16 protein-coding genes and 1 other RNA gene are annotated in these 15,952 nt (G+C 59.4%); 9 read left to right on the forward strand and 8 right to left on the reverse strand.

Going from position 1 to position 15,952, the window contains the following annotated elements:
- Nucleotides 1-45: 45 nt before the first annotated feature.
- On the reverse strand, nt 46-651 hold the full coding sequence (locus tag BCF46_RS00800) for a response regulator transcription factor (protein ID WP_121020779.1): 606 nt from the start codon (nt 649-651) through the stop codon (nt 46-48).
- Nucleotides 648-2,162: a sensor histidine kinase gene (locus BCF46_RS00805; protein WP_245989671.1), complete on the reverse strand. Its 1,515-nt coding sequence runs from the start codon at nt 2,160-2,162 to the stop codon at nt 648-650. The genes BCF46_RS00800 and BCF46_RS00805 overlap by 4 nt, the downstream gene beginning before the upstream one ends.
- 179 nt (nt 2,163-2,341) lie before the next feature.
- Here BCF46_RS00805 and ssrA point away from each other — a divergent pair.
- Nucleotides 2,342-2,694, forward strand: a transfer-messenger RNA (tmRNA) gene (gene ssrA, locus BCF46_RS00810).
- Nucleotides 2,695-2,706: 12 nt separating this feature from the next.
- Here ssrA and BCF46_RS00815 read toward each other — a convergent pair.
- Complete coding sequence (locus tag BCF46_RS00815; RefSeq protein ID WP_121020781.1) at nt 2,707-3,381, reverse strand: ArsR/SmtB family transcription factor; 675 nt, start codon at nt 3,379-3,381, stop codon at nt 2,707-2,709.
- Nucleotides 3,382-3,507: 126 nt separating this feature from the next.
- Between BCF46_RS00815 and BCF46_RS00820 the strand changes: the two genes are divergently transcribed.
- The 7 genes from BCF46_RS00820 (at nt 3,508) to BCF46_RS00850 (ending at nt 8,398) form a co-directional block, all read left to right on the forward strand.
- Complete coding sequence (locus BCF46_RS00820) at nt 3,508-3,837, forward strand: NIPSNAP family protein (protein WP_121020784.1); 330 nt, start codon at nt 3,508-3,510, stop codon at nt 3,835-3,837.
- 109 nt (nt 3,838-3,946) lie between these two features.
- The gene (locus BCF46_RS00825; protein WP_121020786.1) at nt 3,947-4,732 is read left to right on the forward strand and encodes a chromate resistance protein ChrB domain-containing protein; all 786 of its coding nucleotides are present in this window, start codon (nt 3,947-3,949) and stop codon (nt 4,730-4,732) included.
- The gene (chrA, locus tag BCF46_RS00830) at nt 4,729-5,934 is read left to right on the forward strand and encodes a chromate efflux transporter (RefSeq protein ID WP_121020788.1); all 1,206 of its coding nucleotides are present in this window, start codon (nt 4,729-4,731) and stop codon (nt 5,932-5,934) included. The genes BCF46_RS00825 and chrA overlap by 4 nt, the downstream gene beginning before the upstream one ends.
- Before the next feature lie 69 nt (nt 5,935-6,003).
- Complete coding sequence (locus BCF46_RS00835) at nt 6,004-6,528, forward strand: SspB family protein (protein ID WP_121020790.1); 525 nt, start codon at nt 6,004-6,006, stop codon at nt 6,526-6,528.
- 96 nt (nt 6,529-6,624) lie between these two features.
- Nucleotides 6,625-8,016 (forward strand): class II fumarate hydratase, encoded by a 1,392-nt coding sequence (gene fumC, locus BCF46_RS00840; RefSeq protein ID WP_121020792.1) that lies wholly within the window; start codon nt 6,625-6,627, stop codon nt 8,014-8,016.
- A complete protein-coding gene (locus tag BCF46_RS00845; protein WP_121020794.1) occupies nt 8,013-8,186 on the forward strand; it encodes a DUF4169 family protein in 174 nt (57 codons plus the stop codon). Before fumC ends, BCF46_RS00845 begins: the two co-directional genes overlap by 4 nt.
- Complete coding sequence (locus BCF46_RS00850; protein ID WP_121020796.1) at nt 8,183-8,398, forward strand: ribbon-helix-helix domain-containing protein; 216 nt, start codon at nt 8,183-8,185, stop codon at nt 8,396-8,398. Before BCF46_RS00845 ends, BCF46_RS00850 begins: the two co-directional genes overlap by 4 nt.
- On the opposite strand, the gene BCF46_RS00855 is transcribed toward BCF46_RS00850, so the two are convergent.
- The 4 genes from BCF46_RS00855 to BCF46_RS00870 all read right to left on the reverse strand — a co-directional run bounded on the left by BCF46_RS00855 (nt 8,395) and on the right by BCF46_RS00870 (nt 12,060).
- Nucleotides 8,395-8,673 (reverse strand): hypothetical protein, encoded by a 279-nt coding sequence (locus tag BCF46_RS00855; RefSeq protein WP_121020798.1) that lies wholly within the window; start codon nt 8,671-8,673, stop codon nt 8,395-8,397. The genes BCF46_RS00850 and BCF46_RS00855 overlap by 4 nt on opposite strands.
- Before the next feature lie 288 nt (nt 8,674-8,961).
- Complete coding sequence (locus tag BCF46_RS00860) at nt 8,962-9,438, reverse strand: DUF3592 domain-containing protein (protein WP_121020800.1); 477 nt, start codon at nt 9,436-9,438, stop codon at nt 8,962-8,964.
- Nucleotides 9,431-10,783, reverse strand: a complete 1,353-nt coding sequence (locus BCF46_RS00865) for a cytochrome P450 (RefSeq protein ID WP_121020802.1) — start codon at nt 10,781-10,783, stop codon at nt 9,431-9,433. Before BCF46_RS00865 ends, BCF46_RS00860 begins: the two co-directional genes overlap by 8 nt.
- Nucleotides 10,780-12,060: a hypothetical protein gene (locus BCF46_RS00870; RefSeq protein ID WP_121020804.1), complete on the reverse strand. Its 1,281-nt coding sequence runs from the start codon at nt 12,058-12,060 to the stop codon at nt 10,780-10,782. Before BCF46_RS00870 ends, BCF46_RS00865 begins: the two co-directional genes overlap by 4 nt.
- Nucleotides 12,061-12,143: 83 nt before the next feature.
- On the opposite strand from BCF46_RS00870, the gene BCF46_RS00875 reads away from it, so the two are divergent.
- Complete coding sequence (locus BCF46_RS00875; protein ID WP_121020806.1) at nt 12,144-12,371, forward strand: sulfurtransferase TusA family protein; 228 nt, start codon at nt 12,144-12,146, stop codon at nt 12,369-12,371.
- Nucleotides 12,372-12,410: 39 nt separating this feature from the next.
- Here BCF46_RS00875 and BCF46_RS00880 read toward each other — a convergent pair whose 3' ends face one another.
- Nucleotides 12,411-15,818 carry an indolepyruvate ferredoxin oxidoreductase family protein gene (locus tag BCF46_RS00880; RefSeq protein WP_121020808.1) on the reverse strand — a complete coding sequence of 1,136 codons (3,408 nt, stop codon included), beginning with the start codon at nt 15,816-15,818 and terminating at the stop codon, nt 12,411-12,413.
- Nucleotides 15,819-15,952: the final 134 nt, after the last annotated feature.

The following is a 15,952-nucleotide window of genomic DNA, read 5'->3' on the forward strand; positions in this document are numbered from 1 at the left end:
TTCGTAGCATCCGCAAAGGTCTCCGTAGTTCTACTGAACAGCCCGTTAATCCGCCTGCGCATCCAGCCAATACCGCGTCAGTTCCGCCGCCGAAGACGTGCCTGCCTTGGCCGCAATCGCGGCACGGTGACTTTCAACAGTGCGGGGTGACAGGGTAAGCGCGTCGGCGATATGCTTGGTTGTCAGGCCCTTGGCGATCATCTCCAAGACTTGTTGTTCACGTGTGGTTAGATGTTTGATCAAAGCAACGGCCTCTGCGCGTTCAGACAAGACTTGTTGCCGGGTTTCGAGTTCTGCATGACCCTTTTGGATCGCGTCGATCAGATCTTGCTCGTCCACAGGTTTGCTTAGAAAATCTATCGCTCCATTGCGAAATGCACGCCTGCAAGCCTCGATATCGCCGTGCCCGCTGATAATAACTGTGGGCCATGTCACGCCTTGGTCAGTCAGTCTTTCCTGCAATTTCAGACCTGAGATTGCGGGCATCCTGATATCAAGGATCAGGCAACCCGGCGTAAGGTCGGCTGCCTGGTTCAGGAATATTTCGGGTGACGCAAAGCTGCGCACGTTTAGCCCGACCGTTTCCAACAACAGGCTCAAGGCGTTGCGGACTGCTTCATCATCATCAACGAGGTAAACGTGATTGGTCATGGCGTGACTGCGTTCTTCGAGCGCGGCAATAATAACCGAAAAGTGGTCTGGGCAGTATCGTCTAGTAGCGCAATGTCACCGCCCATTTCTTCAACCAGTCTTTGACAGAGTGCGAGGCCCAATCCCGTGCCATCCGGTTTGCCCGTCACGAAAGGCTCGAAGATGCGGTATTTTAGGTGTTCAGGCACACCCGGTCCAGTGTCACTGACATCAAGAACGACCGACGGACCTTCTACATGTGTGCTAATCTTGACCTGTGCATCATCTGACGCATCAACCGCGTTTCGCACCAGATTAAACACAACCTGCTCCAACTCAACCGGATCGGCATCGACGGCGAGGGGTTCATTATGAAGCGACATGGAAATCACCGCACCCTTGGATTTCGCCTCCAATGCCAACAGGTCATGAACGCTTTGGACCGCTTTATGGACAGAACAGGCTTCAGCCGGCGCTCGGTTCGGCTTGCTCCACCTTCGCAAGCGATCAAGAATATTCGCCGCGCGCTGTGCCTGTGCCACCGTATCATCCAGAACTGTGCCGAGGCGTTCAACATCACCGCGTCGCGCCAAGTGTCGGCCCGCCTGTGCTTGGCTCAGGATTGCGGTCAACGGTTGCGCCAGTTCATGCGCCATTCCGCTGGCCATTTCACCCATAGCATTGACGCGCGACGCATGTGCCAGTTGGGTTTCCTGCGCGCTGAGCTTTGCGCGGCTTTCGGCATCTTTGGTGCGGGCGCGTTGCTTCAAACCCAAGGACAACAGCCAAAAGAATGTTGTGACCAGAGCAATGACAGACAGCACTTTTCCCAATGGCAAAACGTCAGACAGCCCGATGGCCAGAGACGTTTCGAAAATCAAAGGTTGCGACACGCTGCCAAGGGGTTTGGAAAACCCGATCTCACCTGATGAAAGCTGTCCTACTAACGCTGTTTGACCGTCCGGGGTCAAAAGTCGCAACGAGGCCGAGGGCCTGTCCCAAAACGGATCGTCTGTGGCGATTAATGCACGGGCGTCAATCACCAACGCCAAACCATGCTGTGCTGCCTCAGAGTTAGGTGTGCGTTTCACCAGCAGGTAGTGATCCGGCATGTCCGGCATTTGCCCCATTTGCAATGCCCCGGTCGAGCGGCGCGCCAATTCAACAACACGGTCCCTTGCCTTCGCCGACAAACCGGGCTGCGTTTCTATCGTCGGTCGAGACCGGACGTATGGGACGACATTCACCGAGGTAATACGCGGGTAGAAGCGCGTGATCGTTGCGGCGACATCGAGTAACAAATCTTGCCGCTCCACGCCACCTGCCACATAAATCGCAGACAAAGACGTCAAATGCGCATCATGCTGATCAGCCCGCTGTGAGGCCAAGCGATGCAGCGTTGCACTTTTGACCGTCAGTTCACGAACCAAGTTTTGCCGCTCGAAGACTGCCAAACCGCTGAGCACGAGTATGACGGCAAACGCCCACAGCAATGCATATCGCCAGAATTTTTTTGAGTATGAGACAGCCATTTTCTTTCATCGCAGGTGTGGGCGCGAACACCAATCCGTATTTCTACGGTCACAAGGCTATGCCGCAATGCCAACTCGATGGAACTTCCGCGCCCAAGAGCGGGCATTGGTGCAGATTGCAGAATTAGGCAAATGGGCACGAAGCAGTCGTTCACAAACGCCCCAAAACCAACATCACAGCGATTGTATTACCCCACACCCCGCCCTATATATATTTTGTCTCTTCGGGGACTATGGACATAAACGCGCTCGTAATAAGCGGATCGGACCCGGGGGCGGTACCCGGCGACTCCACCAACATCTCCCTCATTTGGGGAGCACGGGGTCGAAATAGGATCGACGAACGTCTAAAGGGGTTTGCTTTGTCTCGGTGAGTTACCACCGTTATCGGTACATTCAAGCTAGTTGCAAATGACAACAAAGCTCCAATGGCGATGGCTGCGTAAGCAGTCGGAACTATTGAAAACTTAAGTCCTCTCGCTTAGCAGCGTTTGGCGGGGTTTGCAGGTACCTGGCAACAGAAACCTGCGCTAATTCCCCTATTTCAAACTTGAAACGTCTTGCGAAACGCGCCCTCACCCAGCCCCGTGAACCGCACAATCCGTGTGCCTTCCGGTCGCATGGCCCAGCCTTCGGAAAACGCATGATCAAGGATTGCGCGCCCCAACCGCCCCGCCAAGTGCATCCGGCGGGCGGACCAATCGAGGCAGGACTTGCATTCGGGACTGCGGGATTTAGTCGACAGCTCAATGCCCAAGCGGGCCATCTCTTCTCGCCCAGGATCGCTCAGGGTTACGTCATCACCTGACCCTACAAGGACGCCGCGCGCGCGCAGGCCGTCGTAAAGCGTCACTCCCAACTCACCCGCCAGATGGTTGTAGCAGACCCGCGCATGGCGCAACTCTGGGTCGCGCGGGCCGGTACGGGTGCGCAATTGCCCTTTCGCCGCAGCGAGCCCCATCAAGGCCTCGAGGACACCGGCCACGTCACTATCGGCGAGACGGAAGTAGTGGTGTCGCCCCTGCCGTTCGCGGGCAATCAAGCCTCCTTCTTCCAATTTCGTCAGATGACCGGAGGCAGTCTGGCCCCGCACCCCTGCTTCGGACGCCAGCTCGCCCGCGGTCAGGGCTTTGCCACTCATCAACGCGGCCAACATATTGGCGCGACCGGGATCACCGATCAGGTTTGCGATGCGGGCAATGTCGGGTCCGTCTTTCATGTGATGCTCTCCATGGTTCGGGATGGACCGAAGCATGGACAACACGGAATGGCAAGCACAGTTCGGCCTGCGCCGAACCATTCACGTCAGAAGGTGAGCTAGAACAGCCCACAAAGGAGAACCCCAATGCTGACCTGCTTCATCCGCTACCAGATCGACCCCACCAAACGCGCCCAGTTCGAGCAATACGCCCGAAACTGGGGTCAAGCCATCCCACGCAACGGGGCGGAGCTGATCGGCTATTACGCCCCGCATGAGGGGTCCTCTACGCTGGCCTACGGTGTGTACAACATCCCGTCACTGGCCGAGTACGAGGCGTATCGCGCCCGCCTGTCCGCTGATCCATTGGGCCGTGAAAACTACGAATTCGCCCAGACCGAAAAGTTCATCTTGCGCGAGGACCGCACCTTCCTGAAGCTGGCAAGCGCGCCGCATGGAAGCCGCAACACGCCTTGACGCCTGCCACGGCGCAAGGCAGGTTACGCCCATGGGGACCCCGCGACACCCCGTGAGGCGACAGCCGAAAGTTCGCACCCTTAGACACAAAAACACGGGGTGCTTTACCATGACCGGCTTTACTGAAATCTCCTCCACCGCCTTGATGCGCCTGATCGGCACGCCTGATGCGCCGACCATTCTGGACGTGTGCATCGACGACGATTTTGCGGAGGACCCGCGCCTGATCCCCACTGCGCTGCGTTTTCCGCATAGCCGCATCGGTGACTACGAAGGCGAAGGCCCCGTCGTCGTCGTCTGCCAGAAGGGCCGCAAGCTCAGCCACGGGGCGGCGGCGGTGCTGCGCGCCAAGGGCATTCAGGCCGAAGCGCTTGAGGGCGGCAATTACGCGTGGCGGGATGCGGGGCTTCCGCTGATCCCCGCTGCCGCGGTCCCCTCGCCTTTATGGGTCACACGTCACCGCCCCAAGATCGACCGCATCGCCTGCCCGTGGTTGATCCGGCGGTTCGTAGACCCGAGCGCTCAATTCCTCTTCGTCCCTCCATCGGAGGTGCTCGCGGTCGCCGAGAAATTCGACGCAACCCCGTTCGATGCGGAGGGCGTTGCATTTTCGCATGAGGGCGAGCGGTGCAGCTTTGACACCATGCTCACCACCTTCGACCTCGACACCCCACCACTGCAAACCATGGCCACGGTGATCCGCGCGGCGGATACCAATCGCCACGACCTCGCACCGGAGGCTGCGGGCTTGCTGGCCCTATCGGTCGGGTTGTCACGGCAATACAAGGACGACACCGCGCAGCTGGAAGCGGGCATGGCGCTCTATGACGCGCTCTACCGCTGGGCGCGCGACGGACAAGGCGAAGGACATGACTGGCCCGGAGTAGGCAAATGACACCTCTGTCCGAGATGACCCGCGTGTTCGGGCGCATCGGGCTGTTGTCCTTCGGCGGCCCCGCAGCGCAGATCGCGTTGATGCACAAGGAACTGGTCGAGGACCGGCCGTGGCTGACCGAGGCGCAATTCCTGCGCGCGCTGTCGTTCTGCATGTTGCTGCCCGGGCCTGAAGCGATGCAGCTTGCCACTTATTCCGGCTGGCGGATGCGCGGGGTCACTGGCGGGCTACTGGCGGGGCTTTTATTTGTGGTGCCGGGGGCGCTGGTCATCATGGCGCTGGCTTTGGCCTACGGCCTCTACGGCCAACTGCCCTTGGTGCAGTCACTATTCATCGGCGTGAAAGCCTGTGTGGTGGTGATCGTGATCCAAGCCTTGATCAAGGTCGGAAAGAAAGCCCTGAAAGGCCCCGTCCATGTTGCCATTGCGGTCGCCAGCTTTCTGGCGCTGTTCGCGCTGAACGCTCCGTTCCCCTTGGTGATCGTCGTCGCAGCCTGTGTTGGCGCACTCACCTTAAAGGGCGAGGCCGAAGGCGGCGCCCCTGCCCCGAAAACACCCCTAACGGCGACCCTGAAAACCGTCGCTCTGTGGCTGGTCATCTGGTTCGCGCCGGTGCTGGTTCTGGCGCTGGTCGCACCAGGCATCTTGGTCGATATGGCAAAGTTCTTCTCCACCCTTGCCGTGGTCACATTCGGCGGGGCCTACGCGGTGTTGGCCTACATGACCCAAGCGGTCGTCGGCGATTTCGGCTGGCTAACCACCGCGCAGATGGTCGACGCCTTGGGGCTGGCCGAGACAACCCCCGGCCCGCTGATCCTTGTGACGCAATTCGTCGCCATGGTGGCGGGCTTCAAGGCGGGCGGCGTCGGGTTGGCGCTGGTCGCGGGGCTGGTGACACTTTGGGTCACCTTCGCGCCGTGCTTTTTGTGGATCTTCGCCGGCGCGCCCTATATCGACCGCCTCGCCCATATGCCACGCCTGTCGGGCGCGCTGAGTGCCATCACCGCCGCCGTGGTCGGTGTCATCGCCAATCTGGGGCTTTGGTTCGCCGGTGCCGTGTTCTTCGACGCAGGTACAGTGCAACCCGTCCCGCTTGTCATCGCCGTGATCGCCGCCGCGCTGCTGCTGTGGCGCAAGTGGGATATGTTGGTGGTTTTGCCTATTTGCGCGACACTCGGTCTGGTTTTTGTCGGGGTCGCATAAGCCCCCCTTTCCCTCACCAACGAATCCGCGCATTGTGTGATCCAAGGTCAACCCGGGGGCTGAGACGACATGTCCGACACAATCGACTATGGCAACAAAATGCACCGCGCCATGCGTGGGCTGATTGCCGAGGTGTTGGAAGAGGTCGGCGCCAACGGCCTGCCCGGCGAGCATCATTTCTTCATCACCTTCGACACGCGTCACCCAGACGTCGAAATGGCCGACTGGCTGTTTGACCGCTACCCGTCCGAGATGACGATTGTGGTGCAGCACTGGTTCGACAATCTGATCGTGGCCCCTGACGGCTTCCAGATCACGCTGAATTTCGGCGACAACCCCGAACCGCTGGCGATCCCGTTCGACGCGATCCGCACCTTTGTCGATCCGTCGGTGGAATTCGGCCTGCGGTTCGAGTCTCAGGACGATGAGGAAGAAGAGCACGAGGTGGTGGAACTGCCGGATGTCGACCTTGCCGAAGCGCTGGAACTCGACAAGTCGGACGACCCCAAGCCAAAATCCAAAACGGATGAGGGCGAAGACGCCCCCGCAAAAGAGGCCGAAGTCGTCTCCTTGGACGCATTTCGCAAGACTTGAGGGCGTGTTAGCGCAACCTTAAGCCTTCCCCTAATTGTCAAGCCGCCTGCACCCCGCTACATCGGGGCCATTCTTGCATTTTGAAGGACGATCCTCATGACCGCGACCCGCACCGAGACCGACAGCTTTGGCCCTTTGGAGGTTCCTGCCGACAAATACTGGGGCGCGCAAACGCAACGCTCGATCATGAACTTCCCGATTGGCTGGGAAAAGCAACCTGTCGCCATCGTCCGCGCGCTTGGGGTGATCAAGAAAGCCGCCGCCGCCGTAAACTTGGAATTCGGTGATCTGGACGCGGAGCTTGCCCCTGCCATCAAGCAGGCGGCGCAAGAGGTGATCGACGGCAAGTTCGACGACAACTTCCCGCTGGTGGTCTGGCAGACGGGTTCCGGCACGCAAAGCAACATGAACTCGAACGAGGTGATCTCTAACCGCGCCATCGAGATCATGGGCGGCGAGATGGGGTCCAAGAAACCCGTCCACCCCAATGACCACTGCAACATGGGCCAGTCCTCCAACGACACTTTCCCGACCGCGATGCATGTCGCCATCGGCATGGTCGCCCGCGACACGTTGCTGCCGGGCCTGCGCAAGCTGCATGCGGCTTTGGAAGCGAAATCCGAAGAGTTTAAAGACATCATCAAGATCGGGCGCACCCATACGCAGGACGCGACGCCTTTGACTTTGGGTCAGGAATTCGGCGGCTACGCGCACCAGATGAAAAAGGGCATCGAGCGGGTCGAGATGTGCCTGCCCGACATCTACGAGTTGGCGCAAGGCGGCACCGCGGTCGGCACCGGCCTGAACACCCGCAAGGGCTTTGCCGAGAAGGTTGCCGCTGAAATCGCATCCATCACCGACCTGCCCTTCGTGACAGCCCCCAACAAGTTCGAGGCTCTGGCTGCCCATGACGCGATGGTCATGTTTTCCGGCGCGCTGAAAACGGTCGCGTCCTCAATGTTCAAGATCGCCAACGACATGCGCTTGCTGGGCTCCGGCCCCCGCTCCGGCCTTGGCGAATTGATCCTGCCGGAAAACGAGCCGGGCTCTTCGATCATGCCGGGCAAGGTGAACCCGACGCAGGCCGAGGCGCTGACCATGGTGTGTATCCACGTCATGGGTAACGATGCCGCCGTGGGCATGGCGGGCAGCCAAGGTCACTTCGAGCTGAACGTCTACAATCCGATGATGAGCTACAACGTCATCCAGTCCATGCAACTCTTGGGCGACGCGGCGGGCAGCTTCACCGACAACATGGTGGTCGGCACGCAGGCCAACAAGGAACGCATTGACAAGCTGATGAAAGAGTCGCTGATGCTGGTGACAGCGCTGGCCCCGACAATTGGCTATGACAACGCAACCAAAGTCGCCAAGACCGCCCATAAGAACGGCACGACCCTCAAGGAAGAGGCGATTGCCCTTGGCTTGGTAGACGAAGAAACCTTCGACCGTGTCGTGCGGCCTGAAGATATGATTGGACCGAAATGAAAGCTGGAAACCTGAGCAAGGCTCGCAAGGAACGCACACGTCTTGATAAACGCGCGATTGGCGACGCCAACGCGATGAAATTCGGGCGCACCAAAGCGCAAAAGCAGGCTGATATGAAAGCGCAGCTTGCCGCGCGTACCAAGCTTGACGGACACAAGCTGGACGAATGAGCAGACCCAAGAAACGCTCTTTGACCTTGAAGGGGCACCGCACGTCGGTGTCCCTCGAAGACGAGTTCTGGGCGGAATTCCGGCGCATCGCGACAAACGCGGGTCGGCCAATTAATGATTTGGCGGCTCAGATAGATAGTGACCGCGGAACCGACATTGGCTTGGCATCCGCGATCCGATTATTTGTTTTGCAGGACTTAAAGTCGTCCTAAGCGGCGCGATCCAGCCCGGTAAAATTGGCAACTCGATATGGACGCAACTGGATCACGTTGTGCTGCGCCTTTTGGGACTTTAGCGTTTTCATTCCGGAAAGATCGGACTGAAACAATTCCATTAAATCATCTCGTTCAAGTCGAGCTTCGCAATGGGCTTTTTTCTTAATATATGATTGACGCGCAAGAGCCGGAATCGCGATGCGAATATGAGGCATCCAATTCAAACCAAACGGGCGTCGAGCACTCTTATCAACTTTTTCAAAATTCGTCATGGCAGCTTTCCTCTCGGTCAGTGAGCTAAACTTCGCTGATCCGGCCGAAAAATTCAGGGGGAACGAGAAAAATATTTCCCCCGGCGCAATTGAGAATCTTTGAGATAATTCCTTTAATGCTTTGTTAATTATAATAAATGTATCGTTTTGCGAATTTCAAAGTGAGGTTATGACGCCACGTCAAACAAAAATATGGGCACTACAAAATAAATTTCCAAAGACTGATTGGTTGATTAATGTTGTATAAAGTCAACCGCTTGTTTCCAATTCGGAAACAGTAGGCCGCGATTAAGTCCGAATCCGTGACGCTCGATGCGCGCGCCAGCGTCCGAATGCAAACCAGAGCGACGCAACCACCATAGCGACACCGACCAGAGTGGTAAGCCCCAAAACCAACCACGTTCCGAAATGCCGCTTAAAGGGCAGGTCAATCGCAATTGACTGGCTTTCCGCCCGCCACAAGACAGTGACTTTATCACCTCTTCGAAAGTTGTAATGCGTAGAGCCACGTTTGACGCTCATTTCCCGCGGCACTCCACCCGGATCGGTGAACGCAACGCGCGGCAGAAAGGTCAGGTAGGTGTCTGTGGGTTGCGTGCGGCGGCTGTGCATGTCCACCACCCTGCCCGAAACCTGCTCCCCGTCGCGGGTCAGGCTCCAGATCAGGCGGTCGATATTGCCCAGAAACAAGAGACCCATCCCGATGCCGAACAGAATAAGGATCAGGCTCCATGGCATGATGCCTCGCGTCTTGGGTTCATCCATCTGCCGCCCTCTTGCTGATCTTCAACCAAATCCCGTCTTTGGAGCGTACGGTCAAATGCGCCACGGGAACAGGGGTGCGCTCGGTGGTCTCGAAGCTGTAATTGCGCACCAGCATGGACAACAGTAGCGGCCCCTCGACCATCGCGAACCCCGCGCCCGTACAGACCCGTGGCCCGCTGGAGAACGGGATGAACGCCTCGCGCATACATTGCTTGCCGTTCTCGGTGGCCCATCGCGCGGGGTCGAACCCGTCGGGGTTGTCCCAGAGCCGTTCATGCCGGTGCAGGTGCCAGGGCGAGATCACCATTTGCGCGCCGGGCTTGATGTCGCGGTCGCGGAAACGCTCGGGGCATGTGCTTTCCCGCACCATCATCGGCACCGGCGGATAAAGCCGCAGTGCCTCGCGGAATACATCGCGGGAGATGCGCAGTTTCGACATCACCTTGAAGTCGCAGCCTGCATCCAAGGCCGTTGCTTCTTCGGCCAATTTGTCTTGCCAGTCGGGAAACAACGCCAGCAAGTAAAGCGTCCACGCAAGGGCCGATGCGCTGGTCTCGTGGCCTGCAAGGAAGAAGATCGCCACTTGGTCGACCATTTCCTCGGTGGTGAAGGTCTTGCCGGTTTCAGGGTCTGCCGTGGTCATGATCTTGGTCGCCAGATCGTCCGGCGCGGTGCCGTCTTTGATCTGCTCCATGCGGGTCTCGGTTAACTGCCGGATCAACGCACGGATGGACCGCGCGGTCTGTTTGGTTTTCGAGCGGTGCAGGCGCGGCATCCACGCGGGGCCTTTGACGAAGGCCGCGAGGTTCAGGATTGGCTGCGTGCGCTGGTAGTCGCGGAACTCGGTGAACACGGCCTGCGCGATGCGGTCCTCTATGGGGATGGAAAACAGCGTGCGGAAGATCACGTCGGCGGCGGCGAAGCTGGTGGCCTCCTCGACCTCTTGCGTGCCTTCGTCCAGCCGCGCAGTGACCGCCTGCCCTGCGGCCCACATCGCGGGGAAGGTGTCGCGCAGGCGACCGCCTTCGAAGGCGGGGTCGATGATGCGGCGTTGCCGCTCCCACGTCTCGCCGTTCGTCAGGAAGACCGAGTTGCCCAGCAGCGGTCGCAGCCCCGCGCCGATGCGGTCGGACTTGGGGAACGCTCGGGGGCGTTCGTTTAACACCGTCTTAACCAGCGAGGGCTGGTTAATCAGGTAGCTGCGAAAGAACGGGGTTCTGAACTCCGCCATCCACGCGCGGTAGAGTTTCGCGGGTTGCGCCGACAGGATGTCCTGCCGGAACAGGCGCAGGTATTTCAGCAAAGACACCTTGTCGGGCCGCGCGGACGGCTTGGGCGGGATCATGTCATATCCGTGTAGCCCGACGCCGGAACGTCGATGCGCGAGCGTGATTGCGGGCGGTCATGGTAGCGCTCGTGCAGGGTCAGCGGGCCTGCGGTGATCTGGAAATAGTCGTAATCCTTGGGACGGTCGAAAGCGCAGAGATACTGGAAATGTAGACGGAAGAAACGCCAACGCAGCTCGGCCCATTTCTCGGGGCTGAGGGACTGGGTGAAGGCGGCGGAGAACACCAACGGCCAGCGCTTGTTTGCAGGCTCGACACCGGACACCGACACCGGATCACACAGCGCGAAAGAGCAGCCGTCGCCGGGGGCTGTGACGTCGATCCATGTGAGTTGTTCGCTTGCGGAAAGCATATGAAGGTCAGCGCGTAACTTATTGGCTTTAGGCAAGAACGAGACCATCGGAACCACTTGGCCAAGGCTGAGAAACGCCAGCTTCGGGCCGTCATTGGGCACCCTGCCGTCGCGGATCAGATCCGCCAGAATGGACACCGCCAAATGCGCACCGGAGGAATGGCCGACGACGAGTACCTCGTCCACATCGTCGCGCAAAGCAGTCGCGATGGTGGCGCGGAACTGGGCCATCCGGTCCTCCAACGCGGGGGGATTGGCCCCCATGTAGCGGGCGGAATAGGCGTAGTCGTGCATCAGGTAATACGCGTAGAGCTTGCCGTCCTTCTTCTGAAACCAGCGCAGAATGACGACGATCACCGCGGCTGTAACAACCCATCCCAACGCATTGAGAACCCACAGGTATTGGCCCGAAATCAACGGGCCGAGCACCATGCGCAGCACCCGCTCGCCGCCCCATTCCAGCAGGCCAGCGGCAATCCGGCCCAGCAGGAATGTCAGCAGCAACTGCCCCAGCAACATTCCAATGGGATAAAGCGCCGCGATGATCGGGCCTTTGCGCAGGCGCATCAGCCGGAACAATGCGCCTGTGGAGATATAGGTGAAGGCGGTGCGAACCAACTGCCAGTAGGTCGCGGGGATGGAGTTCGACATGGAGTTACGCACGATGTCGGACCAGACCAGCACATCCACCTGCGCATTTGCCTGCACCCCGTCTATCTCGCTGGAGGCGTACCAGCCGTAAGCCCCCTCACCCATTTTTGGTTTTAGATCAATTTGGTAACCGCTGATCTTCGCCTGCTCTGCACCTTCTTTGCGGTAAAGTTCGCGATAGCGGCGCGGGTGAATGGGATCGTAGCCGGGGATGTAGAACACCCGCCGCCGTTTGACGCTTTGCTCGCCCGCTTGATCCGCTACCGCTTCCATGGCGGCACGTTAGCCCGCAGTTTTGGCAAAAGTAAGAACGCCCCCGCATGGACAAGCCCCCGCGTGTCGCCTAGATCACGGTCATGGAATACGACGCCGAACTCGACGCCTTGGGGCTGCTTTGCCCGCTGCCCGTTTTAAAGACCCGCAAGCGCTTGCAGGCGCTGTCGTCGGGGCAAGTTTTGCGCGTTCTGGCGGATGATCCGGCGGCCCTAATCGACATGCCCCATTTCTGCGCGGAAGCGGGGCATGTGCTTGTGTCGATGACCGAGGACGGCGCGCACCAAATCTACCTTTTGCGCAAAGGCTAGCGGGCCCTCCGGGGGGAATATTTTAGCCAAGATGAAACGCTATTGCGCGGCGATGGACGGCTCTTTTGCGTTGAGGCTGGCGAGTAATTCCTCGCGGCGCTTGGCGGCTTTTGCCTCATTGGCCTCTTTCACCGGACCGTAGCCGCGGATTTGCAGCGGCAGCTCCGCCAGAGCAATGGCCGCGTCGCGGTTGGTGGCGGCGAGGATCTTGGGCAGGTCGGCCTCGTATTGCTTGATCAGCGCGCGTTCCATCTTGCGCTCGTCGCTATAGCCGAAGGGATCGAACGGCGTGGCGCGCAGGGCTTTCATCTTTGCCAAGACGCGGAAGCCGCGCTGCATCCATGCGCCGTACTCCTTCTTCACCGGACGCCCGTTGGCGCCCATCTTGGAGAATATTGGCGGGGCCAGATGGTAGGTCAGCTTCAGGTCGCCGTCGAAAGCGTCACGGGCCTTGGCCTCGGTGTCGAGATGCAGTCGTGCGACCTCGTATTCATCCTTGTAACTCAACAGCTTGTGGTAGCCTTTTGCCACGGCCTCCTTCAGCGCCGGGTCGTCAATCTGCGCCAATGCCTTTTCGTAGCGTTTGGCGAGCCGACCGGACTGGTAGGCGCGAAGATGGTCACTGCGGAAGGCGATTTTTTCGTCCGGGGACTTGGGCAGGTTCACCACCTTGTCCTCGATATAGCCCGCCGCCTGTTCGGGATGCAGCGCAGCCCAGCGACCAAGAGCGAAGGCGCGTTTGTTGCGCTCGGGGGAGGCGCCGTTCAGCTCGATTGCCTGCATCAGCGCGTCGTGGCTGATCGGCAGCAGGCCCTTTTGCCATGCGGCCCCGAAGATCATCATGTTGGAGTAGATGCTGTCGCCCATCAGCACGCGGGCGAGTTCCGACGCGCCGAAGAACTGCACGCGGTCTTGCAGGCGGGCCTCCAGCGACAATTCGAGCCGGTCGGAGGGGATCTTGAACTCGGTGTCGCGGGTGAAATCGCCGGTGACGATCTCGTGGTTGTTGACCACGGCACCGGTGCGGTTGGTAGTCATCAAACCAAGCGTTTTGGCCCCTGCGGTGACCACCAGATCGCCGCCGATTACCGCATCGGCCTCGCCTGTTGCCACGCGGATGGCGCTGATATCGTCAGGGCTATTGGCAAGGCGGCAATGGATGTGCACAGCACCGCCTTTCTGGGCCAGACCCGCCATTTCCATCATGCCAGCGCCCTTGCCGTCAATATGAGCGGCCATGGCCAGCACAGCACCAATGGTGACGACGCCGGTGCCGCCGACGCCGGTGATGACGACGTTATGGGTGCCTGTGATCAGCGGAAGTTTCGGCTCCGGCAAATCAGGGATTTCGACTTTGGCGGTTGCCTGTTTTTTCACCTGTGCGCCTTCGATGGTCACGAAGGACGGGCAGAAGCCGTTGACGCAGGAGAAATCCTTGTTGCAGGACGACTGGTCGATGGCGCGTTTGCGGCCCAGCTCGGTTTCCGCAGGAACGATGGAGACGCAGTTGGACTGCACCCCGCAATCGCCGCAACCTTCACACACATCGGTGTTGATGAACACGCGCTTGTCGGGGTCGGGAAACAGGCCGCGTTTGCGGCGGCGGCGCTTCTCGGCGGCACAGGTTTGGATGTAAACAATGGCCGATACGCCTTTGACCTTGCTTAGTTTTTCCTGAACCAACGGAAGCGCCGCCCGTTCATGGCGTTCCAGATCGGAGGGGAATTGAGCGAAGTCGACATCTTCCTTGTCGTCATAGACCATCACGACATCTTTGATGCCCATCGCCTTCAACTCTGCGACGATGCGCGGCGCGTCCAGCCCGCCTTCGTTGCCCTGACCACCGGTCATCGCAACGGCATCGTTGAACAGCACTTTGTAAGTGATGTTGGTGCCCGCCGCGACGGCGGCGCGGATCGCCTGAATGCCGGAATGGTTGTAGGTCCCGTCGCCAAGGTTCTGGAACACGTGGTCGCGGGTGCTGAACGGTGCCTCGCCGATCCAGTTCGCGCCCTCGCCGCCCATCTGGGTGAAGCCGACGGTGCTGCGGTCCATCCACTGCACCATGTAGTGACAGCCGATCCCGGCATAGGCACGGGAGCCTTCGGGCACCTTGGTCGACGAGTTATGCGGGCAGCCGGAGCAGAAATACGGCAAGCGTGCCGCGATATCCTGCGCGTTGTCGGATCGTTTGGCCTCGGCCAGCTTGGCAAGCCCTGCTTCGATGCGGTCCGTGCGGCGGCCTTCCTCGATCAGGATGCCACCAAGTTTCTCTGCAATATCAATCGGATCAAGTGCGGCGCGGGTCGGGAACAGCTCCAACCGCCGGCCATGCTCCCACGTGTCGCCCTTGTGCCAACCATAGACGCGCTGGTGATAGTGGTCATCGAACAGCGCCTCTTTGACCTGCACCTCGATCAGCTTGCGCTTTTCCTCGACCACGATCACCAGATCAAGGTCTTTGGCGAAGTCGTGGAAGCTGTCCATGTCCAGCGGCCAGACCTGACCAACCTTGTAGGTGGTGAGGCCCAGACGCTCCGCCTCGACGGCGTCGATGCCCAAAAGTGACAGCGCATGTTGCAGGTCCAGCCAGTTCTTGCCAGCGGCGACGAAGCCGATTTTCGCGCCGGGTTTTCCCCAGACCCGTTTGTCAATTTTATTAGCCTTCGCAAAGGCTTCTGCCGCGAACCTGCGGTGATCAATGACCCGCGCTTCTTGCAGTTGCGGTGTATCCACAAGGCGGATGTTCAGCCCACCTTCGGGCATATCGAACTCAGGCGTGACGAATTGCATCCGGTCAGGGCTGCCATCAACGACCGAGGTGACCTCGATCGTGTCTTTCATCGTCTTCAGACCCACCCAGAGGCCGGAGAACCGCGACAAGGCCCAGCCATACATGCCGTAGTCGAGGATTTCCTGCACGCCAGCGGGCGACAGGACCGGCATATAGGCGTCGACCATGGCCCAGTCGGATTGGTGCAGCGTGGTCGAAGATTCGCCCGTGTGGTCATCCCCCATCGCCATCAGAACTCCGCCATGCGGCGATGTGCCTGCCATGTTGGCGTGGCGCATCACGTCGCCGGAGCGGTCCACACCAGGGCCTTTGCCGTACCACAGGCCGAAGACGCCGTCATAGCGGCCCTCGCCCCGTAACTCCGCCTGTTGGGCGCCCCAGATCGCGGTGGCGGCTAGGTCTTCGTTCAAGCCCAGTTGGAATTTGATATCGGCTGGCGCCAACACCTTCTCGGCCTTGGCCATCTGCAAATCGACCGCGCCCAAGGGCGAGCCGCGATAGCCGGTCACCAAACCGGCAGTGTTCAGCCCCGCGGCCTTGTCACGGGCCTTTTGCATCAAAACAAGGCGCACCAGCGCTTGCGTGCCGTTCAAAAGAACGGGCGATTTATCCAGATCAAACCGGTCATTCAGTGAAATTGATTGATCGCCCATGCCGCGCCTCCCAGTGCTCAGGTTACAGGTATTATAGGTCACAAAAGCTGACCTACCAAGCGGTTTTTCTAAATGAAACCTTTTCGGCTTGCCCCGCAAAGGGTTACATGTCCGCAGCTTAAAGCATTTTAGTA

The organism is Litoreibacter meonggei, assembly GCF_003663885.1.
In the GTDB taxonomy this organism is placed as follows: Bacteria; Pseudomonadota; Alphaproteobacteria; order Rhodobacterales; family Rhodobacteraceae; genus Litoreibacter; species Litoreibacter meonggei.

Coding starts and splice junctions, on each gene's coding strand:
- BCF46_RS00800 (WP_121020779.1), bottom strand. CDS start 651: ATGACCAATCACGTTTACCTCGTTGATGATGATGAAGCAGTCCGCAAC.
- BCF46_RS00805 (WP_245989671.1), bottom strand. CDS start 2,162: ATGGCTGTCTCATACTCAAAAAAATTCTGGCGATATGCATTGCTGTGG.
- BCF46_RS00815 (WP_121020781.1), bottom strand. CDS start 3,381: ATGAAAGACGGACCCGACATTGCCCGCATCGCAAACCTGATCGGTGAT.
- BCF46_RS00820 (WP_121020784.1), top strand. CDS start 3,508: ATGCTGACCTGCTTCATCCGCTACCAGATCGACCCCACCAAACGCGCC.
- BCF46_RS00825 (WP_121020786.1), top strand. CDS start 3,947: ATGACCGGCTTTACTGAAATCTCCTCCACCGCCTTGATGCGCCTGATC.
- chrA (WP_121020788.1), top strand. CDS start 4,729: ATGACACCTCTGTCCGAGATGACCCGCGTGTTCGGGCGCATCGGGCTG.
- BCF46_RS00835 (WP_121020790.1), top strand. CDS start 6,004: ATGTCCGACACAATCGACTATGGCAACAAAATGCACCGCGCCATGCGT.
- fumC (WP_121020792.1), top strand. CDS start 6,625: ATGACCGCGACCCGCACCGAGACCGACAGCTTTGGCCCTTTGGAGGTT.
- BCF46_RS00845 (WP_121020794.1), top strand. CDS start 8,013: ATGAAAGCTGGAAACCTGAGCAAGGCTCGCAAGGAACGCACACGTCTT.
- BCF46_RS00850 (WP_121020796.1), top strand. CDS start 8,183: ATGAGCAGACCCAAGAAACGCTCTTTGACCTTGAAGGGGCACCGCACG.
- BCF46_RS00855 (WP_121020798.1), bottom strand. CDS start 8,673: ATGACGAATTTTGAAAAAGTTGATAAGAGTGCTCGACGCCCGTTTGGT.
- BCF46_RS00860 (WP_121020800.1), bottom strand. CDS start 9,438: ATGGATGAACCCAAGACGCGAGGCATCATGCCATGGAGCCTGATCCTT.
- BCF46_RS00865 (WP_121020802.1), bottom strand. CDS start 10,783: ATGATCCCGCCCAAGCCGTCCGCGCGGCCCGACAAGGTGTCTTTGCTG.
- BCF46_RS00870 (WP_121020804.1), bottom strand. CDS start 12,060: ATGGAAGCGGTAGCGGATCAAGCGGGCGAGCAAAGCGTCAAACGGCGG.
- BCF46_RS00875 (WP_121020806.1), top strand. CDS start 12,144: ATGGAATACGACGCCGAACTCGACGCCTTGGGGCTGCTTTGCCCGCTG.
- BCF46_RS00880 (WP_121020808.1), bottom strand. CDS start 15,818: ATGGGCGATCAATCAATTTCACTGAATGACCGGTTTGATCTGGATAAA.